Below are 23826 nucleotides of genomic sequence, written 5' to 3'. Positions count from 1 at the left end.
ACGCGGCGGCCCGCCTGCTGTTGCCAGCGGCAAGGCCGCCGCGTCCACGAGAGGTGTTACTTGATGACCTTGGTGACGCGACCCGAGCCGACGGTCCGGCCGCCCTCGCGGATGGCGAACTTCAGGCCCTCCTCCATGGCGACGGGCTGGATCAGCTCGACGCGCATTTCGGTGTTGTCGCTCGGCATGACCATCTCGGTGCCCTCGGGGAGGTTCACCACGCCGGTGACGTCCGTGGTCCGGAAGTAGAACTGCGGACGGTAGTTGTTGAAGAACGGCGTGTGGCGGCCGCCCTCGTCCTTGGACAGGATGTAGACCTGCGCCTCGAACTCGGTGTGCGGGGTGGTCGTGCCCGGCTTGATGACACACTGGCCGCGCTCGACGTCCTCGCGCTTGATGCCGCGCAGGAGCAGGCCGACGTTGTCGCCCGCCTGGCCCTGGTCGAGCAGCTTGCGGAACATCTCGACACCGGTGACGGTGGTCGAGGTGGTCTCGTTCTTGATGCCGATGATGTCGACGGTCTCGTTGACGTTCACGACACCGCGCTCGACGCGGCCGGTGACGACCGTGCCGCGACCGGTGATCGAGAAGACGTCCTCGATCGGCATCAGGAACGGCTTGTCGATGTCGCGCACCGGCTCCGGCACGTTGTTGTCGACGGCGTCCATCAGCTCGACGATCGTCTCGCCCCACTTGGCGTCGCCCTGGAGCGCCTGGAAGGCGGAGACGCGCACGACCGGCACGTCGTCGCCCGGGAACTCATACTCCGAGAGCAGCTCGCGGACCTCGAGCTCGACGAGCTCCAGGATCTCCTCGTCGTCCACCATGTCGCACTTGTTCAGCGCGACGACGATGTAGGGGACGCCGACCTGGCGGGCCAGGAGCACGTGCTCCTTGGTCTGCGGCATCGGGCCGTCGGTGGCGGCGACCACGAGGATGGCGCCGTCCATCTGCGCCGCACCCGTGATCATGTTCTTGATGTAGTCGGCGTGACCCGGGCAGTCCACGTGCGCGTAGTGCCGGGCCTCGGTCTGGTACTCGACGTGCGCGATCGAGATCGTGATGCCGCGCTCGCGCTCCTCCGGCGCCTTGTCGATGTCCTCGAACGGCGTGAAGGGGTTGAGGTCCGGGTACTTGTCGTGGAGCACCTTGGTGATCGCCGCGGTAAGCGTGGTCTTACCGTGGTCGATGTGTCCAATGGTGCCGATGTTCACGTGCGGCTTCGTCCGCTCGAACTTGGCCTTCGCCACTGGTTGCTCCTTGTCGCGATCCTCGGCCGTCTAGACGACCGCTTCGATGTACGTCTGGTGTGATCTGTGGGCAGGCCCGGCGCTTACTCGCCCCGCGCCTTCGCGATGATCTCCTGCGCGACGTTCCCCGGAACCTCGGCGTAGGAGTCGAACTGCATGGTGAAGACGGCCCGGCCCTGGGTCTTGCTGCGCAGATCACCCACGTAGCCGAACATCTCGGACAGGGGCACGAGCGCCTTGATGACGCGCATGCCGTGCCGCTCGTCCATGGACTGGACCTGGCCGCGACGGCTGTTGAGGTCGCCGATCACATCGCCCATGTTGTCCTCGGGCGTGGTGACCTCGACGGCCATCATCGGCTCCAGCAGCGTCGGCTTCGCCCTGCGGGCGGCCTCCTTGAACGCCATGGAACCGGCGACCTTGAACGCCATTTCCGAGGAGTCCACCTCGTGGTAGGCGCCGTCCTGCAGGGTGACCTTGACGCCCACCATCGGGTAGCCGGCGAGGACACCGAACTCGGCGGCCTCCTGGCAGCCCGCGTCCACCGACGGGATGTACTCCCGCGGGATGCGGCCACCGGTGACCTTGTTCTCGAACTCATACCCGTCGGAACCGCCGCCGAGCGGCTCCAGGTCGATGATCACGCGGCCGAACTGGCCGGAGCCACCCGTCTGCTTCTTGTGGGTGTACTCGACCTTCTCGACCTTGCGGCTGATGGTCTCGCGGTAGGCCACCTGCGGCTTGCCGACGTTGGCGTCGACCTTGAACTCGCGCTTCATCCGGTCGACGAGGATCTCCAGGTGGAGCTCGCCCATGCCGGAGATCACGGTCTGGCCGGTGTCCTCCTCGGTGCGGACCTGGAAGGACGGGTCCTCCTCGGCCAGCCGCTGGATCGCGGTGCCCAGCTTCTGCTGGTCGGCCTTGGTCTTCGGCTCGATCGCCACGTGGATGACCGGCGCCGGGAAGTTCATCGACTCAAGGACGATGGGGTTCTTCTCGTCGCACAGCGTCTCGCCGGTGGTGGTCTGCTTGAGGCCCATCACCGCGACGATGTCGCCCGCGCCCGCGCGCTCGATCTCGGTGCGCTTGTTGGCGTGCATCCGGTAGATCTTGCCGATGCGCTCCTTGCGCTCCTTGACGGAGTTCATCACGTTCGCGCCGGACTCCAGCACGCCGGAGTACACGCGCACGAACGTGAGCTTGCCCAGGTGCGGGTCGCTGGCGATCTTGAACGCGAGCGCGGAGAACGGCTCGTCCTCGCTCGGCTTGCGGACGAGCACCTTCTCCTCGTCCCGGACGGCGTGGCCCTCGATGGCCTCCACGTCCAGCGGCGAGGGCAGGTAGCGGACGATCGCGTCCAGCAGCGGCTGCACGCCCTTGTTCTTGAAGGCCGTGCCGCACGTCACCGGGGTCAGCTTCGCGGCGATCGTCGCGCGCCGGATGCCGTCGTGCAGCTGCTCCACGGTGGGCTCGTCGCCCTCCAGGTACAGCTCCATGATCTCGTCGTCGTTCTCGGCGAGCGTCTCGACCAGCTTGTCGTGCCACTCGCGCGCGAGCTCGGCGTGGGTCTCGGGGATGTCGACCGTGTCGTACATCTCGCCGAGCTTGGCCTCCTCGTTCCAGAGGAGCGCCTTCATCGTCACCAGGTCGATGACGCCCTTGAAGTCCGCCTCGGCGCCGATCGGGAGCTGGAGCACGAGCGGGGTCGCGTTCAGCCTGTTCTCGATCATGTCGACGCAGCGGTGGAACTCGGCGCCGACCCGGTCGAGCTTGTTGACGAAGCACATGCGGGGCACGCCGTAGCGGTCGGCCTGCCGCCACACCGTCTCGGACTGCGGCTCCACACCGGCCACACCGTCGAACACCGCGACCGCGCCGTCGAGCACCCGCAGGTTGCGCTCCACCTCAATGGTGAAGTCGACGTGCCCGGGGGTGTCGATGATGTTGATCGTGTGCTTGACCTCGTCGACGGGCCATTCGCAGGTGGTGGCCGCGGAGGTGATCGTGATCCCCCGCTCCTGCTCCTGCTCCATCCAGTCCATGGTGGCGGCGCCGTCGTGGACCTCGCCGATCTTGTAGCTGATGCCCGTGTAGTACAGGATCCGCTCGGTCGTCGTGGTCTTGCCAGCGTCGATATGGGCCATGATCCCGATGTTGCGGACCCTGGCCAGGTCTACACCGGTTTTGGTAGCCACTGTGTCCTCGCGTCCTCGCGTCGTCTCGTCGTTCTCAGGCCCGCCGGGGTTACCAGCGGTAGTGGGCGAAGGCCTTGTTGGACTCCGCCATCTTGTGGGTGTCCTCGCGCTTCTTGACAGACGCGCCGAGGCCGTTGCTCGCGTCGAGCAGCTCGTTCATCAGCCGCTCGGTCATGGTCTTCTCGCGACGCTGCCGGGCGTACACCACGAGCCAGCGCAGCGCGAGGGTGGTGCTGCGGGCGGGCCGCACCTCCACCGGGACCTGGTAGGTCGCGCCACCGACGCGGCGGCTGCGGACCTCCAGGGTCGGCTTGACGTTGTCGAGCGCGCGCTTCAGCGTGACGACCGGGTCGTTGCCGGTCTTCTCGCGAGCGCCCTCCAGAGCGTCGTAGACGATGCTCTGCGCGATCGACCGCTTGCCGTCCAGGAGAATCTTGTTGATGAGCGCGGTGACCAGCGGCGAGTTGTACACCGGGTCAGCGATCAGCTGGCGCTTGCCAGCGGGGCCCTTGCGCGGCATCAGCTCTTCTCCTTCTTCGCGCCGTACTTGCTACGCGCCTGCTTGCGGTTGCGGACCCCCTGCGTGTCGAGGGACCCGCGGATGATCTTGTACCGAACACCGGGGAGGTCCTTCACACGCCCGCCGCGCACGAGCACGATCGAGTGCTCCTGCAGGTTGTGACCGACGCCGGGGATATAGGCCGTGACCTCGATCCCGCTGGTCAGCCGGACACGAGCGACCTTGCGAAGCGCGGAGTTCGGCTTCTTGGGCGTCGTCGTGTAGACGCGCGTGCAGACGCCCCGCCGCTGGGGGCTCTCCTTCAGCGCGGGCGTCTTGTTCTTGGTCACCTTGTCCTGGCGGCCCTTTCGGACCAGCTGCTGGATCGTGGGCACCGCGTCTCCGTCTTCCTCGTACCGAGCCGGTAAGTCCTATGCTGCAATCACCACCTCAGGCGAGGCTGTGACCTGCCGGTTTCCCGACCTCTCCGACCCACGCGGTCGGGCGTGTCGCCACCTCACGGAGCATCGCGCCGTTCAGAACCGACACAGACCGCCCGGCCCATACCAGGGCCAGATCAAGCCGGGGAGTAGATGCGGCGCTGGGCCTGGCCGACTGGACCTCGCCGGTGCGCACGCATAGCGGCCCGCACAGCGGGCACAAGTGAAGAGGTTACCGACCTACGCGTCGAAAATCAAAATGGGGGGTCGGCCGCAGCGCCCTGGCTCCGGCGGTGTTCATTGCGGTGCCCTTGGCGTCGGGCCTTGGCGGCCCTCCTTCGGCGGACACCGCGGCGATCGCTGGCATCGCTCCGAACTCGCCTGGCGGCTCGCTCCGCGATCAGGTTCTCGCTGACGCTCGAACCTGCCTTCGGACGCGATCGCAACGTTTTCGGTCGCTGGTAGTTGCGCTTACTACCTTCCCCGGTTCCGGTCTGTGCCCTTGGGGCGGGTGTCGGGGACGGCGCGGTTCTCGCATTGTGGCCCATTCATCCCCGCTTGGGGAAGATCTTGGCCACTTTTTACGCCGCCCCCGGCCGTCCTAGAGGACGAAGGCTACTACCACCACGACCAGGATGACGACGATCGCCACGCCGCCGATCACCAGCCACAGCGTGTTCCTGCCGCCGCCCTTCCCCTCGTCGCCGCCGCTGTAGGGGGCGGGCTGCTGGGCGCCGCCGCCGTACTGCTGCTGACCGCCGAACTGCTGCTGACCGAACTGCTGCTGGTCGGGCTGGCCGAACTGTTGCTGCTGCTGGTCAGGCTGGCCGTACTGCTGGTCCTGCTGGCCGTACTGCTGTTCCGGCTGGCCGTACTGCTGCTGTTGCTGATCCTGCTGCCCGTACTGCTGGTCTTGCTGGCCGTACTGCTGCTGCTGGCCGTACTGGCCCTGGTTCTGCTGGGAGCCGTAGGACTGCTGCTGGCCGAAGTCCTGCTGGCCGAACTGCTGTTGCTGCTGGTCCTGCTGGCCGTACTGCTGCTGGGCGTTGTAGGGCTGCTGCTGGTTGTACTGCTGCTGGCCGGGCTGCTGCTGTTGCTGCTGGCCCCACTGCTGCTGGCCGATGTCCATGCGGGTGTGCTCGGCCATGCCCTGCGGCTCGGCCTGGCGGCCCGGGTCGAAGGCCTGGGTCGGCTTGGCGTCCTCCACCTCGGGACGGCCGTAGGGGTCCTCGGCCGGGGACGGGGCGGCGGGCGCGCCGAAGCCGGACTCGGGGGGCGGCACCATCATCGTCCGCTCGTGGTCCACCTGGCCCTGCTGGGGCGGCTGGGACGGCTCCGACGACCACGGCTCGGGCGCGGGCGACGACTGCCAGGGCTCGGCCGGGGCCTCGTGCTTGCGCTCGGGGCCGGTCGCGACGGGGATGTCGGTGCCGGGCGACCAGTGCAGCGTGGCCTGGTCGTCGATGACCGGACGCGGCGCCTCGGGCTCGGGGGCAGGCGGCGTGCTCGCGCCGGGGCCGGGGACGATCAGCGTGCGGTCGGTGCCGTCCTGCTGCGGCTGCTCCTGGCCGAACTGCGGCTGGCCGAACGGCTGCTGCTGCTCGGGCTGGCCGTACTGCTGCTGCTCGGGCTGGCCGAACTGGTGCTGCGGCTCCTGGGGCGCGGCGTGCCGGGGCTGCTGCGGGTAGGCCTGCTGCTGGCCGTACGGGTCCTCGGGCTGCTGGCCGTAGGGCTGCTGCTGGCCGAACTGCGGCTGCTCGGGCTGCTGCGGGTAGCCGCCCTGGGCCGGCTGCTGGCCGTAGCCCTGCTGCCCGCCGTACTGCTGCTGCTCGGGCTGGCCGTACTGCGGCTGCTCCTGCGGCGGGTTGTAGGGCTGCTGGGGCGGCGCCGGGGGCTGCTCGCCGTACTGCTGCTGCTGGATCGGCTGCTCGACCCTCGTGGGGTGCGCGGGCTGCTCCGGCTGCGGGGGCTGTGGAGGCTGCTGGCCCGCGTTGCCGCCCAGCTGGGGGGCACCGAAGACCACCGTGCGGTCGCCCAGGGGACGGGCCGGAGGCTCGTTCTGCTCCGGGGGCCGCTGGCCCTCGTCCTCCGGCAACGGCCACTGCGGTCCCTGCGTGCCGTCATTGTCGGTCATCGTCGGGCTCCTTCAGCGCCGTCGTCCCGGGGCTCCTCAGCACCCGGACGCTCGGAGACGCGCGGCGCATAACGCGGCCTCCGAACCTTGTCACCGATGTCCCCACGTGGCGGTCTTGCCACCCGTGGGCGTTCTCGTCACCAGCCTGCCCCGATAGCCGGTGGAATCGCAAATCACCACCCCCGGATAGACGTCGGACGCCCCCGGAGCGTTCCTGACCCGGGGGCGTCATGTCGGCCGCGCAGGTCAGGAGTGCCCGTTGACCGGGTGCGGACGGTAGGGCGCCTCCAGGCGGGCGATCTCCTTGTCGTCCAGGCGGATGTCGGCGGCGGCGATCGCGTCCTCCATGTGGCCGAGCTTCGTCGCGCCGATGATGGGCGCGGTCACGCCGGGCTTGGCGAGCAGCCACGCCAGCGCGACCCGCGCGGGCGGGACGTCGCGCTCGGCGGCCACCTGCCGGACGACGTCCACCACGTCGAAGTCGGCCTCCTCGTAGAGCTCGTCGGCGTAGGCGTCGGTGTTGGCGCGGACGGTGTTGCGTCCGCCGCCCCGCTCGCGGTTGCCCGCCAGCAGGCCGCGCGCCAGCGGGCTCCAGGGAAGGCAGCCCACGCCCTGGTCGAGGCAGAGCGGGATCATCTCCCGCTCCTCCTCCCGGTACACGAGGTTGTAGTGGTTCTGCATGGTGACGAACTTCGTCCAACCGCGCGTCTCGGCGACGTGCTGGGCCTTGGCGAACTGCCACGCGTACATGCTGGACGCGCCGATGTAGCGGGCCTTGCCCGAGCGCACGACGTCGTGGAGGGCCTCCATGGTCTCCTCGATGGGCGTCTCGTAGTCCCACCGGTGGATCTGGTACAGGTCCACGTGGTCGGTGCCGAGGCGGCGCAGCGCCGCGTCGATGGAGGCCATCACGTGCTTGCGGCCCAGGCCGGACTCGTTGGCGCCGGGGCCCATCGGGAAGTACACCTTCGTCGCGAGGACGTAGTCGTCGCGGTTCTGGAACATCCGGCCCAGCAGGCGGCCGGTGATCTCCTCGCTGGCGCCGGTCGAGTACATGTCGGCGGTGTCGAAGAACGTCACGCCCGCCTCGACGGCGCGCCGGACGATCGGCTCGGCGGCGTCCTCGCCGAGGAACCACTCCCGCGACTTCGGGTCGCCGTAGCTCATCATGCCGAGACAGATCCGCGAGACCTTCGTCCCCGTCGTGCCGAGCCGTACCTGTTCCATGTCCCGCCTCCTTCGCAAACCGGACCCCGATCGTTTCACCCCGCACGCCCTGACGGCGACTTCGGGGGTGTCCGGAATGCCGGAGGCCCGCTCCCCTGTACGGGAAGCGGGCCCTCTCGGACGGTCAGCCGAAGGCCTTGCACTCCACCTCGGCTCGGCGCTGGGTCATCCCCTGCTGGACCATCGCGGTAGCGCACGCCTGCTGCTTCTGGTCGAGCTGGACCTTGCCGCACACGGCGGTGCTGGAGTAGGTACGGCAATCCTGGCGCTGCTGCTGCGACGGCTGCGTCTGCTGCGACGGCTGGGCGGCGCCGGCTGCTCCCACCCCGACCCCCGTCGCCGCGATCGCGATCACTGCTGCGGTAATGACCCGTTTCATATGGTTTCCTCCCCGTCACGAAGATTAGCCAGCAACGAGTCCCTCCCCGGGCACGGCACCGCAAAACCCGGTCAAAGGTCAAGAAAACCGAGATAACCGCAGGTAAACGGCGTGCCGGGTCAGCCGGCGGGGACCGGGCGGCGGACCGACATCCGGTGGTCGGCACGCCGCAGCAGCTCCTCCGCGTCGCGCACCGGCGGGTAGATCCACTCCTCGTTCACCGCGCGCTTGCGCGCCTTGGCCGTCTCCCCCGTGCTCTCGACCGTCCGCTCGAACCCGGTGGTGAAGACCGCCCCGGCCGTGCCGAGGTCCAGGCACGTCACGTAGGGGTCGGGCCTGAACTCGGCCGGGGTGAGCCCGAGCAGGTCGGCGGCGGCGTTGTGGCCCGCGTGGCGGCCGAGCGGGGTCGCGTGCTGGCAGCTCGGCATCGTGACGTGGCCGTCCTCGGCCGGGGCGGCGGCGGTGTCGCCCGCCGCGTACACGCCGGGCACCCCGGGGACGCGCAGGAACGCGTCGGTGACCAGGCGTCCGATGCGGTCGCGTTCGGCCGGGACGTCGCGGGTGAGCGGGCTGGCCTGGACCCCGGCCGTCCACACGACCGTGCTCGCCGGGATGGACGTCCCGTCGCCGAGCACGACGCCGTCCGGCGTGATCTCGGTCACCGACGCGCCGAGCCGCACCTCGACGCCCAGCTCCTCCAGCGCGGACGTGATGACGGGACGGGGGCCTGGGCCGAGGTCGGGGCCAATGACGTCGGCGCGCTCCACGAGGACGACGCGGACCTCGTCCGCCGCGTCCCCGGCGACGCCCGGCGCCCGCATCCGTCCGGCCAGCTCCGTCGCGACCTCAAGGCCGGTGAAGCCCGCGCCGATGACCACGGCGGTGTGGCGGCCCGGGGCCTCGGGCAGGGCGTGCAGGTGGTCGTCGAGCGCGACGGCGGCCTCGACCGTGTCGACGTTGTGGAGGTGCTCGGCACCGGGCAGGTCCGGCTTCGCCAACGCGCTGCCCGTGGCCAGGACGAGCCGCCGATAGCTCAACTCGGCGACGCTCCCGTCCCGCCCCCGGACGGTCACCGCCGACCGCTCGGTGTCGATGGCGGTGGCGTAGCCGCGGACCCGCTCCACGCCGATCGGCCCGAGGACGTCGTCCAGCGGGACCCGCATCGCGCCCGGGTCGGCCTGGTAGAGCCGGGGCCGGATCACCATGTGGTCGTCCGGCGCGACGACCGTGACGGAGCGCTGAGCGCCCTCCGCGCGCAACAGCCGCGTGGCCGCGGCGGCGCTCCAGACGGCGGCGAACCCGCCGCCCAGGATCAGAACATCCGGCATCAGTGTGTTCCTCTCAGTTGTCGTGCGCGTTCGAGCTTGTCGGGGTTGCGGACGAAGTCGACGGAGGTGATCCGGCCGCCGTCGAGCGTGACGGACATGACGCCGTGCAGTTCGCCGCCCCGCGTCCAGAGCAGCCCCGGGCGGCCGTTCACCGTGGCGTGCGCGATCTCGCCGTCGTCGGCGTACCAGCGCGCGACACCGGCCAGGTAGCGGGCGACGCGGTCGGCGCCGTGCACGGGACGGCGCGCCGCCGCCACCCACCCGCCGCCGTCGCTGCGCACGACGACGCCGGGGTCGAGCAGCGCCAGCAGCGCCTGGACGTCGCCGGTCCGGCAGGCGGCGGCGAACGCCGCGAGGACGCGGCGCTGCTCGTCCGGGGACGGCTCGAAGCGCGGCGCGCGTGCCTCGATCCGCCTGCGGGCCCGCACGGCGAGCTGGCGGCAGGCCGCCGGCTCGCGGCCCACCACCTCGCCGATCTCGGCGAACCCGACCCCGAACACGTCGTGCAGCACGAACGCCGTCCGCTCGGCGGGGGTGAGCGACTCCAGCACGACCAGCAGGGCCATGCTGAGCGACTCGTCCAGCGTCACGCGGTCGGCGGGATCGCCGCCGCCCGCCGGGTCGGCGCGAGGACGCTCGCCGGTGACCAGCGGCTCGGGCAGCCACGGCCCGACGTACTCCTCCCGCCGGTGCCGCGCCGACCGCAGCACGTCCCGCGCGAGCCGCGCGGTCGTGACGATCAGCCAGCCGGTCAGGTCCTCGATCCGGGCGCGGTCGGCCGAGCGGAGCCGCAGCCAGCTCTCCTGGACCACGTCCTCCGCCTCGTCCACACTGCCGAGGAGCCCGTAGGCCACGCCCAGGAGCCGCCCGCGCAGCGCCTGGAACTCCCTCGCCACCTCTTCGTCATCCCGCACGTCATGGGGACGGAACAGGCGCGCATCCTGTGACAACGCGGAAAGGCCGCCTCCCGCGGATGCGGGAAGCGGCCTTTCCGTGGCTTGCGGAACTACCGGTTGTACTGGCCGAAGTCGTACTCCTCCAGCGGAACCGCCTCGCCCGACCCCTGGCCGAACGCGTACTCGGCGCCGTCGTCGTAGGAGCCGACGGAGTACACCGCCGCCTTCGCCTCCTCGGTGGGCTCCACCCGGACGTTGCGGTACTGCGGCATGCCGGTACCGGCCGGGATGAGCTTGCCGATGATGACGTTCTCCTTGAGGCCCAGCAGCGGGTCGCTCTTGGCGTGCATCGCGGCCTCGGTGAGCACCCGGGTCGTCTCCTGGAAGGACGCCGCCGACAGCCACGACTCGGTCGCGAGCGAGGCCTTGGTGATGCCCATCAGGACCGGGCGGCCCGCGGCGGGCACCCCGCCCTCGGCGACGACGTTCCGGTTCGTCTCCTCGAAGATCGGACGCTCCACGAGGTCGCCCGGCAGCAGGTCGGTGTCGCCGGACTCGAGGATGTTCACCCGCTTCAGCATCTGGCGGACGATGATCTCGATGTGCTTGTCGTGGATCGACACGCCCTGCGACCGGTAGACCTCCTGGACCTCGTGGACCAGGTGGAGCTGCACGGCGCGCGGGCCGAGGATGCGCAGCACCTCGTGCGGGTTGATCGCACCCGCGATGAGCTGCTGGCCGACGTCGACGTGCTCGCCCTCCTTCACCAGCAGGCGCGAGCGCATCGGCACCGGGTAGGCGATCTCGTCGGCGCCGTCGTCGGGGACGACGACGACCTTGCGCGCCTTCTCGGTCTCGTCGATCTTGACGCGGCCGGCGACCTCGCTGATCGGGGCGACACCCTTCGGGATGCGCGCCTCGAACAGCTCCTGGACACGCGGCAGACCGTGCGTGATGTCGCCACCGGCCACACCGCCGGTGTGGAAGGTGCGCATGGTCAGCTGCGTGCCGGGCTCACCGATCGACTGCGCCGCGATGATGCCGACGGCCTCGCCGACGTCCACCCGCTTGCCGGTGGCCAGCGAGCGGCCGTAGCAGGCGGCGCAGACACCGATCTTCGCCTCGCAGACCAGGGCGCTGCGGGTGCGGACGCGGTCCACGCCCGCCTCGACCAGCCGCGTCACGACCGCGTCGGACAGGTCGGTGTCGGCCGGGAAGATGACGGTCCCGTCGACCTCGACGTCCTCGGCGATCGTGCGGCCGACCAGGCTCGTCTCGCTCGTGGCGAGCTTGACCAGCGAGCCGTCGGCCATCCGGTCGGCGACCTCGAAGGGGATCGTGCGGTCGGTGCCGCAGTCCTCCTCGCGGACGATGACGTCCTGCGCGACGTCCACCAGACGCCGGGTCAGGTAGCCCGAGTCGGCGGTGCGCAGCGCCGTGTCGGCCAGGCCCTTGCGGGCGCCGTGCGTCGAGATGAAGTACTCGACGACCGACAGGCCCTCGCGGAACGACGACTTGATCGGACGCGGGATCGTCTCGCCCTTCGGGTTCGACACCAGCCCGCGCATACCGGCGATCTGCCGCAGCTGGAGCGGGTTGCCGCGGGCGCCCGACTGGATCATCATCCAGATCGGGTTGGCCTTCGGGAACGCCTGCTCCATGTCCTTGGCGACGTCGGCGGTCGCGTGGTTCCAGATCTCGATGAGCTCCTGCTTGCGCTCGTCATCGGTGATCAGACCGCGGTTGAACTCCCGCTGCACCTTGTCGGCGCGCGCCTCGTACCCGCCGAGGATGTCCTGCTTGTTCGGCGGGGTGATGACGTCGTCGATCGCGATCGTGACGCCGGACCGGGTGGCCCAGTGGAAGCCGGTGCTCTTCAGCGCGTCCAGAGCGTTCGCGACGGCGACCTTCGGGTAGGTCTCCGCCAGCTCGTTGACGATCGCCGAGAGCTGCTTCTTGCCGATCTCGTCGTTGACGAAGGGGAAGTCCTCCGGCAGCGTCTCGTTGAACAGCGCGCGGCCGAGCGTGGTCTCCAGCCGGTAGGGCTGGCCGGGCTCGTACCCCTCGGGCGCGATCCAGTCCCGCGGCGGCGGGACGTCCTTGAGCCGGATGTGGATCTTCGCCTGGAGGTCCAGCTCGCCCCGGTCGTAGGCCATGATGCCCTCGGCGATGCCGCCGAACGCACGGCCCTCGCCCTGCGCGCCGTCCTTCTCCGTCGTCAGCCAGTACAGGCCGATGACCATGTCCTGGGTGGGCATGGTGACGGGCTTGCCGTCCGACGGCTTCAGGATGTTGTTGGTCGAGAGCATCAGGATCCGCGCCTCGGCCTGCGCCTCGGCGGACAGCGGCAGGTGCACCGCCATCTGGTCGCCGTCGAAGTCGGCGTTGAACGCCGTGCAGACCAGCGGGTGGATCTGGATGGCCTTGCCCTCGACCAGCTGCGGCTCGAACGCCTGGATGCCGAGGCGGTGCAGGGTCGGCGCGCGGTTCAGCAGCACCGGGTGCTCGGTGATGACCTCTTCCAGCACGTCCCACACGACCGGGCGGGCCCGCTCGACCATCCGCTTGGCGGACTTGATGTTCTGCGCGTGGTTGAGGTCGACCAGCCGCTTCATCACGAACGGCTTGAACAGCTCCAGCGCCATCTGCTTGGGCAGGCCGCACTGGTGCAGCTTCAGCTGCGGGCCGACGACGATGACCGACCGGCCCGAGTAGTCGACGCGCTTGCCCAGCAGGTTCTGGCGGAACCGGCCCTGCTTGCCCTTGAGCATGTCCGACAGCGACTTCAGCGGACGGTTGCCCGGCCCGGTGACCGGGCGGCCGCGGCGGCCGTTGTCGAACAGCGCGTCGACGGCCTCCTGGAGCATCCGCTTCTCGTTGTTGACGATGATCTCGGGCGCGCCGAGGTCGAGCAGCCGCTTGAGCCGGTTGTTCCGGTTGATCACGCGGCGGTACAGGTCGTTCAGGTCGGACGTGGCGAACCGGCCGCCGTCCAGCTGCACCATCGGACGCAGGTCCGGCGGGATCACCGGAATGCAGTCCAGCACCATCCCGAGCGGGCTGTTGCGGGTGTTGAGGAACGCCGAGACGACCTTCAGCCGCTTCAGCGCGCGGGCCTTCTTCTGCCCCTTGCCGGTGCGGATGATGTCGCGCAGCTTCTCGGCCTCGGCGTCGAGGTCGAAGTTCTGGAGCCGCGCCTGGATGGCCGCGGCGCCCATGCCGCCCTCGAAGTACTTGCCGAACCGGTCCCGCATCTCGCGGTAGAGCAGCTCGTCGCCCTCAAGGTCCTGGACCTTGAGGTTCTTGAAGCGGCTCCAGACCTCGTCGAGCCGGTCGATCTCGCGCTGCGCGCGGTCGCGTAGCTGCTTCATCTCCCGCTCGGCGCCGTCGCGCACCTTGCGCTTCTGGTCGGCCTTCGCGCCGGCCTCCTCCAGCTCCGCGAGGTCGCCCTCCAGCTTCTGCTGGCGGGCCTCGACCTGCGCGTCGCGGGCCTGCTCGATCTGCTGGCGCTCCACGGAGATGTGGGCCTCCAGCGTCGGCAGGTCGCGGTCGCGGCGCTCGGCGTCCACGCTGGTGATCATGTAGGCCGCGAAGTAAATGATCTTTTCGAGATCCTTCGGGGCCAGGTCCAGCAGGTAGCCGAGGCGCGAGGGCACGCCCTTGAAGTACCAGATGTGCGTGACCGGCGCGGCCAGCTCAATGTGGCCCATCCGCTCACGCCGCACCTTGGCGCGCGTCACCTCGACGCCGCAGCGCTCGCAGATGATGCCCTTGAACCGGACGCGCTTGTACTTGCCGCAGTAGCACTCCCAGTCCCGGGTCGGACCGAAGATCTTCTCGCAGAAGAGCCCGTCCTTCTCCGGCTTGAGGGTGCGGTAGTTGATCGTCTCCGGCTTCTTGACCTCGCCGTGCGACCACTGGCGGATGTCGTCAGCGGTCGCCAGGCCGATGCGTAGCTCGTCGAAGAAGTTGACGTCAAGCAACTGTTTTCCCCTTGAGTTGATCAGACCTCTTCGACACTGCTCGGCTCACGCCGGGACAGGTCGATGCCGAGCTCCTCCGCGGCGCGGAAGACGTCCTCGTCGGTGTCGCGCATCTCGATCGACATGCCGTCGCTGGAGAGCACCTCGACGTTGAGGCACAGCGACTGCATCTCCTTGATGAGCACCTTGAAGGACTCGGGAATGCCGGGCTCGGGGATGTTCTCGCCCTTGACGATGGCCTCGTAGACCTTGACCCGGCCGAGGACGTCGTCGGACTTGATGGTCAGCAGCTCCTGGAGGGCGTAGGCGGCGCCGTAGGCCTCCAGCGCCCACACCTCCATCTCACCGAAGCGCTGGCCACCGAACTGGGCCTTACCGCCGAGCGGCTGCTGGGTGATCATGGAGTACGGACCGGTCGAGCGGGCGTGGATCTTGTCGTCGACCAGGTGGAGCAGCTTGAGGATGTAGATGTAGCCGACCGAGATCGGGTCCTTGTAGGGCTCGCCGGTACGGCCGTCGAACAGCCGCGCCTTGCCGCCCGGGCCGACCATGCGGTTGCCGTCGCGGTTCGGCAGCGTGCTCTCGATCAGGCCGGTGACGTCGTCCTCGCGGGCGCCGTCGAACACCGGCGTCGCGGTGTTGGTCCACGGCGGGGCCTCGTCGGCGCCGATCTCCCTGAGCGCGCGCTTCCACTCGGCGTCGTCGCCCTCGACCTTCCAGCCGCGGGAGGCGACCCAGCCGAGGTGGGTCTCCAGGACCTGGCCCACGTTCATGCGTCCGGGGACGCCGAGCGGGTTCAGGACGATGTCGACGGGCGTGCCGTCCTCCAGGAACGGCATGTCCTCGACCGGGAGCACCTTGGAGATGACGCCCTTGTTGCCGTGCCGGCCCGCGAGCTTGTCCCCGTCGGTGATCTTGCGCTTCTGCGCCACGTACACCCGGACCAGCTCGTTCACGCCGGGCGGGAGCTCGTCGCCCTCGTCCCGGGAGAACACCCGGACGCCGATGACCTTGCCCTGCTCGCCGTGCGGCACCTTCAGGGAGGTGTCGCGGACCTCGCGGGCCTTCTCACCGAAGATCGCGCGCAGCAGCCGCTCCTCGGGGGTCAGCTCGGTCTCGCCCTTGGGCGTGACCTTGCCGACCAGGATGTCGCCGGGGACGACGTCCGCGCCGATGCGGATGATGCCGCGCTCGTCGAGGTCGGCCAGGACCTCCTCGGAGACGTTCGGGATGTCCCGGGTGATCTCCTCGGGGCCGAGCTTGGTGTCGCGGGCGTCGACCTCGTGCTCCTCGATGTGGATCGAGGACAGCACGTCGTCCTGGACGAGGCGCTGGCTGAGGATGATCGCGTCCTCGTAGTTGTGGCCCTCCCACGGCATGAACGCCACGAGCAGGTTCTTGCCGAGCGCCATCTCACCGTTGTCGGTGCACGGCCCGTCGGCGATGACCTGGCCGAGCTCGACCCGGGCGCCCTCTTCCACGATGGGCTTCTGGTTGAAGCAGGTGCCCTGGTTCGACCGCTTGAACTTGGCGACACGGTAGGTCGTGCGGGTGCCGTCGTCGTTCATCACCGTGACGTAGTCGGCGGAGACCTCCTCGACGACGCCCGCCTTCTCGGCCGTGATGACGTCGCCCGCGTCGGTCGCGGCACGGTACTCCATGCCGGTGCCGACCAGCGGCGCCTCGCTGCGCAGCAGCGGCACCGACTGGCGCTGCATGTTGGAGCCCATCAGCGCGCGGTTGGCGTCGTCGTGCTCCAGGAACGGGATCATCGCGGTCGCGACCGAGGTCATCTGCCGCGCGGAGACGTCCATGTACTGGACGTCGCGCGGCGGGATCAGCTCGACCTCGCCGCCCTTCTTGCGGATGAGGACCTTGTCCTCGACGAAGGTGCCGTCCTCGTTGAGCAGGGAGTTGGCCTGCGCGATGACGTAGCGGTCCTCCTCGTCGGCGGTGAGGTAGTCGATCTGCTCGGTGACCACGCCGTCGGTGACCTTGCGGTACGGGGTCTCGACGAACCCGAACGGGTTGACCCGGCCGAAGGCGGCCAGCGAGCCGATCAGGCCGATGTTCGGGCCTTCCGGCGTCTCGATCGGGCACATGCGGCCGTAGTGCGACGGGTGGACGTCGCGGACCTCCATGCCCGCGCGCTCACGGGACAGACCGCCCGGGCCCAGCGCGTTCAGGCGGCGCTTGTGCGTCAGCCCGGCGAGCGGGTTGGTCTGGTCCATGAACTGCGAGAGCTGGCTGGTGCCGAAGAACTCCTTGATGGAGGCGACGACCGGCCGGATGTTGATCAGCGTCTGCGGCGTGATCGCCTCGACGTCCTGGGTGGTCATCCGCTCGCGGACGACGCGCTCCATACGAGCCAGGCCGAGACGGACCTGGTTCTGGATCAGCTCGCCGACCGTGCGCAGCCGCCGGTTGCCGAAGTGGTCGATGTCGTCGACCTCGATCGGCACGGCGACGGCCCCGAGGGTGGCCTCCTCCTCACCGGCGTGCAGCCGGACGAGGTACTCGATCGTGGCGACGATGTCGTCCTCGGTGAGCGTGCCCTGCTTCATGTCCAGGTCGAGGCCGAGCTTTTTGTTGATCTTGTATCGGCCGACCTTGGCGACGTCGTACCGCTTCGGGTTGAAGTACAGGTTCTCCAGCAGGGTCTGCGCCGACTCGCGGGTCGGCGGCTCGCCCGGCCGCAGCTTGCGGTAGATGTCCAGCAGCGCGTCGTCCTGGCCGGAGGTGTGGTCCTTCTCCAGCGTGACATTGATCGACTCGTAGGCGCCGAAGTGCTCGCGGATGCGCGCCTCGTCCCAGCCGAGGGCCTTCAGCAGGACCGTGACCGGCTGCTTGCGCTTGCGGTCGATGCGCACGCCGACGTTGTCGCGCTTGTCGATCTCGAACTCGAGCCAGGCGCCGCGGCTCGGGATGACCCGGCAGCCGTAGATGTCCTTGTCGGACGCCTTGTCGAGGGCGCGGTCGAAGTACACGCCGGGCGAGCGGGTCAGCTGCGAGACCACGACGCGCTCGGTGCCGTTGATGATGAAGGTGCCCTTCGGGGTCATGAGCGGGAAGTCGCCCATGAACACCGTCTGGCTCTTGATCTCACCGGTGGTGTTGTTGATGAACTCCGCCGTCACGAAGAGCGGGGCGGAGTAGGTCATGTCCTTGTCCTTGCACTCCTCGACGGAGTACTTGGGCGGTTCGAACCGGTGGTCGCGGAACGACAGCGACATGGTTCCGGAGAAGTCCTCGATCGGACTGATCTCTTCGAAGATCTCCTCCAGCCCCGACTGGGTCGGGACGCTCTTACTTCCGGCCTTCTGGGCCGCCTCGACCCGGGCCTTCCACCTCTCGTTGCCCAGCAGCCAGTCAACGGAGTTGGTCTGCAGTGCAAGGAGGTCCGGGACTTCGAGCGGCTCCTTGATGCGCGCGAAGGAGACGCGGTTCGGACCGGTTGCGGTATTCGAGGCGTTGCGCGAGGCTGCCAAGAGTGGTCCTTCCGAGGGCTCGCGGCGTAACTGACGACACGCACGCCAGACGATCCACGTCCAAGACCCGCACATCAGGGTCCAAAACGGACCCCTCGCGGGGGAGCTCTCACACGTGGATAGTCAGAGGGCAGCGCAAAGGGGCAGTGTAGCCGACTGCCACACCGCTCGCAACTCTAGCGCCGCAGTATGCATCACAGTTGCCTTGGAGCATCGCCCCTCAGGGCGTTGTAGTCAAGAGCGGATTTGGACTTTTCGGGCTCTGACCTGCAGTGAGGAAGGCCATAGTTTAGGATCTGGTCGCCTACCGGTTGGTAAGGCCTCGAAACCGCCCTGGCGACGGGCGTTGAGGCACTGATCAGGCGGTACCGGACGGGCCCGTCGAGGCCGGTCAGGACGGGTCTCGCGGGCGGCCTCGCCGAGCCTGCCCTGGTGCTCTCAGGAGATCACGGCGAGCTCGGACGCGAGCCACTTCCCCTGCTTCTTCACCATCGTCAGCCTGATCCGCAAGGGCTCGGGCAAGCGCTGCTGCTTGTCCGAGCTCGTCTGCGACGACCGGTTCGCGTACACCAGCGCGACGACCTTGTCGCGGGACGCGCTGACGACGCCCGCCTTCATCACGGTCGTCGACGAGACGGCCCGCTCGCGCGGCGCCAGCGTCCGCAGCGTCTCGGCCAGTTTCTCGAACTCGCCGCGCAGCCTGCCGGTGGTCATCTCCGCGCCGGCCTTCAGGTCGCTGTCCAGGCTCCGGTAGTCGTAGGACGACAGCGCCTGCGCCGCGCGGGACGCGGCGAACAGGCCCTGCCTGGACGCGGTCTCCGTCGCCTTCTGGTCGCGCACCTTGAGCGCCAGCATGGTCGTCGCGCCGCCCAGGGCCAGGACGAGGCCCACCAGGACGACGACCAGCGTCCAACTCCGCAGCGCCCCGACTCCCCGACTCTCGGTGCCCGCAGCAGGGACCTTGGGGGTACGGGCGCGCTTACGCTTCGGTGCGTCTTCTGTGTCCTCCGCGCCACCCTCCTCGCCTTCGGCGGCCGCGTCCTCGGCGGTCTCGTCGGGCGCGGAGGCGGCCTCCGGAGGGGCTGAGACGTCCGCTGCGTCCTCGGCGGTACCGGTCGCGCCTTCGGGGGCCTCTCCGTCGCGCGAACGCGTCTCAGAGGATTTGGCGGCCTCGGATTCGGGCACGGCCTCCGGCTCGGACTTGGATTCGGGCTCGGGTGCGGCTTCGGGCTCGGGTTCCGGCTCGGGGTCGGTCTCGGCGTCGGCGGCGGCCGCCTCGGCGGCGATCTGGGCGAGCCGCGCCGCCTCCCTCGCCTTGGCGGCGGCCTCCTCGGCGAGCCGGGCGGCCTCGGCCGCCTCCTCCGCCTTCGTGGCCTGCTCGGCGGCCCGGCGGGCCTTGTCGGTCGTCTCGGCCGTCACGGGACCACCTCCAGTTCTGAGACGAGCCAGCGGTCGCCGTCGCGGGTGAGGTCCATCTGGTACCGGTAGGCGCGCGGGGCGCCCTGCTTCACCTTGGCGTTGGTGACGGTGCCGTTCAGGGAGACGATCACCTCGGCGGAGTCGCCGTCCATCGACACCACGGCGGCGTCGACCTCGCTGACGCTGGACTTGGCACCGGTCTTGGCGAGCTGGTCCAGCAGCTGCTTCGCCTGGGTGCCGAGCTTGTTCTTGAGGTCGCCGGTGGTGCCGGCGACGATGCGGTCGACGTCGCGCTGGGCGGTCGTGTGGTCGAGCGTCATCAGGTTCACGCCCATCTGCCGCGCCGCCTGGAGGGCCTTCGCGCGTTGGTCTGCGTCGTCCTTCTTCTGCATGGAGACGACGCCGAGCCACGCGGACGCGACGACGAGCCCCACCACGAGGACGCTCAGCACGACCGTGGTCAGCGGGAGCCAGGGGAGGCGCCTCATCGGGCCGGCCTCACTGGCTCAACGGTCCGAGCAGGAGCCACTTCCACGACGCTTCCTCTCCCAACTGGCGGGTTCCGGCGCTCCGGGGCATCACGTACTGCTTGCCGTCGGGCCCGTAGACCGCCCCGGTCGATGGATCGTATCCAGCGAACTCGACTGTGTCGGCCGGGTACGAAAGGTAGAGATGACCGTCGGTGAGCTGGCCGGTCGGCTCCTTGGTCGGGGCCTTCGTCGGCTGCTTTCCGTCCGGCCCCTTGGCCTGTGAGCCGCCCTGTGAGCCGGTGCCGGTCTTCCCGTCCGCGCCGCCTTCGGGGAATCCGGCGCCGCTGGTGGCGCCCGGCGGGACCTGCGGGTAGGGGGCAATGGCCTCGCGCGGGAAGTTGCGGGCCCCGCGGACGGCGCTGGGCGAGTCGTGCGCGTCCTTGCATCCGGCGTTGAGCTTGGGCTCCTTGTCGGACGTGTCCTGGGGCCAGCGCTTCTTGACCTGCTCGTAGCCCTTGGTGCAGGGCGGCGGCGCGTCGATGTTCAGCGCGAGGCCGAGGTGCTGGGTGCCGTCCCCGGGCGTGACGGTGAACGCGCCCGCGAGCGTCACCGGATACAGGATGAACAGCGACCGGAGGCCCGCCTTGTGGGCCGACACGATCTGCCCGGTCGTGGTGAGGTTCGCCAGCAGGACGGGCAGCGTCGGCGCGAGCTGGTTGATCGCCTGGTGCGTCTCGTCCACCGCGCCGGGGGCGTTGGTGAGCGTCTGGCGCAGCGCGGGGTCGTCCTTGCGGAGCGAGGTGGTCAGCTCGTTGAGGTTGCGGGCGAAACCGCGGATGTTCGCGCCCTGGGCGCGCTGCGTGCCGAGGACGGTCACGCTGTTGTCCAGCAGCCGCTTGGTGTCGGGGAACGCCCGGTCGGCGGTCTTCAGCAGCCGGTCGGTGTCGTCCAGGATCGACTGGAGGTCGGACGCGGAGCCGGTGAACGCCTTGTCCAGCTCGTCCACGATCGTCGCGAGGTCCTTGGTGTTCACCGACCCGACGAGCGCGTCGACGTTGCGCAGCAGCTCGGCGGTCGACACCGGGAGCTTCGTCAGCCTCCGGGGGATCGTGTACGCCTTGCCCTGGTCGAGGTAGGGACCGCCGTCGCGGCTGGGCTGGAGGTCGATGTACTGCTCCCCCACCGCCGACCGGTTCGCCACGATCGCGGACGTCCCCTCGCGCGGAATCCGCTTGCCGCCGCCGCGTTCGAGCTTCAGCTTGACCCGGATGCCGTCGCGGGTCAGCTCGATCGGGCCGACGCGTCCGACGGGCACGCCCCGGTAGGTGACCTCCGCGCCGGTGAACACGCCGCCGGAGTCGGTGAGGTCGACGTAGGCGGTGTACTCCTTGCCGAGGACGCCGCGTCCGATGCCGATGTAGTTCACCGACACGACGGTCACGCCGATGATCGTGATGAGCGCGAAGGCGACGAGCTGGAACTTCACGCCGCGCTTGAGGATCACGAGAGGCCCCCCGTCATCAGGGTCGCGAGGTCGCCCGGCGGCGCCATCGCGCGCGGCTTGCCCGACCTGCTCGGCTTCGCCGGCTTGGTGGGCGTGGTGGGCGTTCCGGACGGGCTCGGGGCGGCGCCGCCGTCCGACAGGCCGGGCAGGCTCGGAAGCGCCGGAAGGACGCTGCCCCCGCCACCGCCCTCCGGCGACTGCGGCAGCACGCCCAGCGGGGTCTGCGGCAGCGTCACGTTCGGCACCTGGAGCATGTTCCGCATCTGCTGGCCGCTGCCGAGCAGCCCTTCGAGGTCGGTGCCGCCGAGCAGGTTCCGCGCGATCGACTCGAAGTCCAGGTCGAGCGTCAGCCGGACGTTGCCGTAGTCGCCCTCGACGACGTTGCCGAACGTCGCCGGGAACGGGAAGGTGATCAGCGCCTCCAGCGAGCGCGGCAGGTCGGACCCGGCCTTGTTGAGGTTGCGCAGGATCGTGTCGAGGTCGCGCAGGTTGGCGACCAGGTCGGCCTGCGACGCCTTGATCACGCCGGTCGTGGTGCGGCTCAGCCGGTCGAGCGCGACGAGCATTTTGGTGAGGTCGGCGCGGTTGCGGTTCAGGACGGTGACCGCCGGTCCCGTCCGGTCGATCGTGTCGGTGATCGTGCGGCGCTCGGCCGACAGCTTGCCGGTGAGCCGGTCGATGCTGTCGAGCGCGCGGGTGATCGCAGCGCGGTTGCGGTCCAGGGTGCCGGTGAAGGTGTTCACCTGGGAGAGCACCGACCTGATCGTCGACTCGCGGCCGCCCATCGCGGCCTGGAGCTCGTGGCTGATCGTGGCGACCTGTTCGAGGCCGCCGCCGTTCAGCAGCAGGGACATCGCCGACAGCACCTCCTCGATCTCGGTGCCGTGGGACGTGCGGCCGAGCGGGATCAGGTCGCCCGAGCCGAGCTCGCCGGTCGGGGGCTCCTTGGTGGGCGGCGCCAGAGCCACGTACTTCTCGCCGAGCAGGCTGGTCTGCCCGATCGTGGCGGTGGCGTTGTCGGGGAGCCGGACGTCCCGCCGCACCTTGACGGTGACGACGGCGTGCCAGCCCGCGTCCCCGCCCGCGAGGTCGATCTTCTGCACCTTGCCGACCGACACGTCGTTGACCTTGACCACCGACTGCGGGACGAGGTCCAGCACGTTCGAGAACTCGATCTTCACGGTGCGCGGGTTCGAGCCGAGGTCGGGGCCGCCGGGCAGCGGGAGACTGTCCACGCCGCCGAACGAGCAGCCGGACAGCGCGGTCACGCCCGCCAGGGCGGACGAGAGGAGCAGCCGCGCACGGCGCCGGGTGGGACTCATCGGCCGCCCCCCGGTAGCAGTGAGGTGATCGGTTGCGGCTTGTGCGGGTTGCGCACCGGTTTGCCCGCGTTCTCCGTGCCCTTGCCTTTGCCGGACGAGCCGCCGTTCGAGCCGCCCTTGCCGCCCGGGCCGTAGGCGTCCTGCGGGATCGGCACCGGGTCGTAGTGCGTGGTCAACGCGGTGATCCAGGACAGGTCCAGGCTGAAGTTCGTGAGCGCCTTGCCGATCGGGTTGATGGGACGCAGGAAGCTCAGGCACTGCTTCGCGGGCGTCCCGACCGAGTAGGCCAGCGAGCACAGCCAGTCGGCCAGGTCGTGGAACTGGCGCAGGTCGGCGCGGTCGTGGATGGTGCCGCTGATCGGGTCGTAGGCGCGCGCCAGGTTGTTGATCGCCAGCGGGCCGGCCTCCAGCACCTCCGACAGCGCGTCCTTCTCCTTGACGAGCACGCCCGTCACCTGCGCGAGCTGCCGGACGTTGACGGCCAGCTCGCCCCGGTTGTCCTTGATGAACCGCTGGATGTTGCGCAGCGTCGGCGCGAGGGTGTTGAGCGCGGCGCTCAGCTCCTCCTTCTCCCCCGCGAGCTGCCCCGACACCCCGTTGAGATGGCCGGTGAACGACTTGATCTGCTGGTCGTTCGCCTTCATCGCGTCGGTGATGATCCGCAGGTTCTGGATCGTCTTCGCGACGTCCCCGCGGTCGGCGCTGAGCGTGCTCAGCATCTTGGAGGTGTCGCCGATCGTCTGCCGGATGTCGGCGCCCTGCCCGTCCAGGTTGTCGGCGCCGACCTTCAGCAGCCGCGACAGCGCGCCGGTGCCGTCCTTGCCCGGGGCGTTGGCGCCCTTCGGGCCGAGCGCCTCGCTGAGGTCGTTCAGGCTACCGCCGACCTCGTCGACCTCGACGGGGACCTGGGTCCGCTCGATCCTGAGCGTCGCCTTGTCGGGCAGCACGGGCCCGCCCTTGTAGACCGGCGTCAGCTGGACGTAGCGGTCGGCGACGAGCGTCTGGTTGACGATGGCGGCGTGCGCGTTCGCCGGGACCTTGTACTTGGCGTCGTAGCGCAGCTCGACCCGGACCGCGTCGCCGACCGGGGTCACGCTGGTCACCTCGCCGACCGGGATGCCGAGGATGCGCACGTCGGCGCCCTTGTAGAGGCCGACCGTCCGGCTGAAGTAGGCCGTCATGTGCCGCTGCTTCTTGTCCGGGAAGAGCAGCGTGAGCAGCGCGGCCAGCACGGCGAGCGCGAGGATCACGCCGCCGAGCCGGAGGATGGTCGCTGAGTTACGCACGGGGAA

At 69.6% G+C, this 23826-nt stretch carries 16 protein-coding genes; all 16 read right to left on the bottom strand.

All coding sequences use genetic code 11. The features are described 5' to 3' along the window. Window positions 1–56: 56 nt before the first annotated feature. Window positions 57–1250, bottom strand: a complete 1194-nt coding sequence (gene tuf / locus K2F47_RS12170) for an elongation factor Tu (RefSeq protein WP_242902971.1) — start codon at window positions 1248–1250, stop codon at window positions 57–59. A gap of 83 nt (window positions 1251–1333) precedes the next feature. Next, window positions 1334–3445, bottom strand: a complete 2112-nt coding sequence (gene fusA / locus K2F47_RS12165) for an elongation factor G (RefSeq protein ID WP_242902970.1) — start codon at window positions 3443–3445, stop codon at window positions 1334–1336. A gap of 49 nt (window positions 3446–3494) precedes the next feature. After that, the gene (rpsG, locus tag K2F47_RS12160) at window positions 3495–3965 is read right to left on the bottom strand and encodes a 30S ribosomal protein S7 (RefSeq protein ID WP_021597494.1); all 471 of its coding nucleotides are present in this window, start codon (window positions 3963–3965) and stop codon (window positions 3495–3497) included. Next, window positions 3965–4339, bottom strand: coding sequence for a 30S ribosomal protein S12 (rpsL, locus tag K2F47_RS12155; protein WP_030176166.1), 375 nt, complete (start codon window positions 4337–4339; stop codon window positions 3965–3967). The genes rpsG and rpsL overlap by 1 nt, the downstream gene beginning before the upstream one ends. A 646-nt stretch (window positions 4340–4985) precedes the next feature. Beyond that, window positions 4986–6518 carry a hypothetical protein gene (locus K2F47_RS12150; protein WP_242902969.1) on the bottom strand — a complete coding sequence of 511 codons (1533 nt, stop codon included), beginning with the start codon at window positions 6516–6518 and terminating at the stop codon, window positions 4986–4988. Between the two features lie 246 nt (window positions 6519–6764). Next, window positions 6765–7745: an aldo/keto reductase gene (locus K2F47_RS12145; RefSeq protein WP_242902968.1), complete on the bottom strand. Its 981-nt coding sequence runs from the start codon at window positions 7743–7745 to the stop codon at window positions 6765–6767. A 124-nt stretch (window positions 7746–7869) separates the two neighbouring features. After that, window positions 7870–8124, bottom strand: coding sequence for a hypothetical protein (locus tag K2F47_RS12140; RefSeq protein ID WP_242902967.1), 255 nt, complete (start codon window positions 8122–8124; stop codon window positions 7870–7872). A gap of 119 nt (window positions 8125–8243) precedes the next feature. Beyond that, window positions 8244–9452 (bottom strand): NAD(P)/FAD-dependent oxidoreductase, encoded by a 1209-nt coding sequence (locus K2F47_RS12135; protein WP_242902966.1) that lies wholly within the window; start codon window positions 9450–9452, stop codon window positions 8244–8246. Next, window positions 9452–10366 carry an RNA polymerase sigma factor SigJ gene (gene sigJ / locus K2F47_RS12130; protein ID WP_242902965.1) on the bottom strand — a complete coding sequence of 305 codons (915 nt, stop codon included), beginning with the start codon at window positions 10364–10366 and terminating at the stop codon, window positions 9452–9454. The genes K2F47_RS12135 and sigJ overlap by 1 nt, the downstream gene beginning before the upstream one ends. A gap of 92 nt (window positions 10367–10458) precedes the next feature. Further along, complete coding sequence (locus K2F47_RS12125; RefSeq protein ID WP_242902964.1) at window positions 10459–14331, bottom strand: DNA-directed RNA polymerase subunit beta'; 3873 nt, start codon at window positions 14329–14331, stop codon at window positions 10459–10461. Window positions 14332–14351: 20 nt separating this feature from the next. Then, window positions 14352–17819, bottom strand: coding sequence for a DNA-directed RNA polymerase subunit beta (gene rpoB / locus K2F47_RS12120; protein WP_242902963.1), 3468 nt, complete (start codon window positions 17817–17819; stop codon window positions 14352–14354). Between the two features lie 438 nt (window positions 17820–18257). Beyond that, window positions 18258–19238, bottom strand: coding sequence for an Rv1363c family protein (locus tag K2F47_RS12115; RefSeq protein ID WP_242902962.1), 981 nt, complete (start codon window positions 19236–19238; stop codon window positions 18258–18260). Next, window positions 19235–19726: an Rv1363c family protein gene (locus tag K2F47_RS12110; RefSeq protein WP_242902961.1), complete on the bottom strand. Its 492-nt coding sequence runs from the start codon at window positions 19724–19726 to the stop codon at window positions 19235–19237. The genes K2F47_RS12115 and K2F47_RS12110 overlap by 4 nt, the downstream gene beginning before the upstream one ends. 10 nt (window positions 19727–19736) lie before the next feature. Continuing rightward, a complete protein-coding gene (locus K2F47_RS12105; RefSeq protein ID WP_242902960.1) occupies window positions 19737–21212 on the bottom strand; it encodes an MCE family protein in 1476 nt (491 codons plus the stop codon). Next, on the bottom strand, window positions 21209–22534 hold the full coding sequence (locus tag K2F47_RS12100; protein ID WP_242902959.1) for an MCE family protein: 1326 nt from the start codon (window positions 22532–22534) through the stop codon (window positions 21209–21211). Before K2F47_RS12100 ends, K2F47_RS12105 begins: the two co-directional genes overlap by 4 nt. Further along, complete coding sequence (locus K2F47_RS12095) at window positions 22531–23820, bottom strand: MCE family protein (RefSeq protein WP_242902958.1); 1290 nt, start codon at window positions 23818–23820, stop codon at window positions 22531–22533. Before K2F47_RS12095 ends, K2F47_RS12100 begins: the two co-directional genes overlap by 4 nt. Window positions 23821–23826 lie beyond the last annotated feature (6 nt).

It is taken from the genome of Actinomadura terrae (genome assembly GCF_022751215.1).
GTDB lineage: Bacteria > Actinomycetota > Actinomycetes > Streptosporangiales > Streptosporangiaceae > Spirillospora > Spirillospora terrae.
The sequence above is the reverse complement of the archived record's forward strand: the minus strand, read 5'-3'. Positions and strand labels throughout refer to the sequence as shown.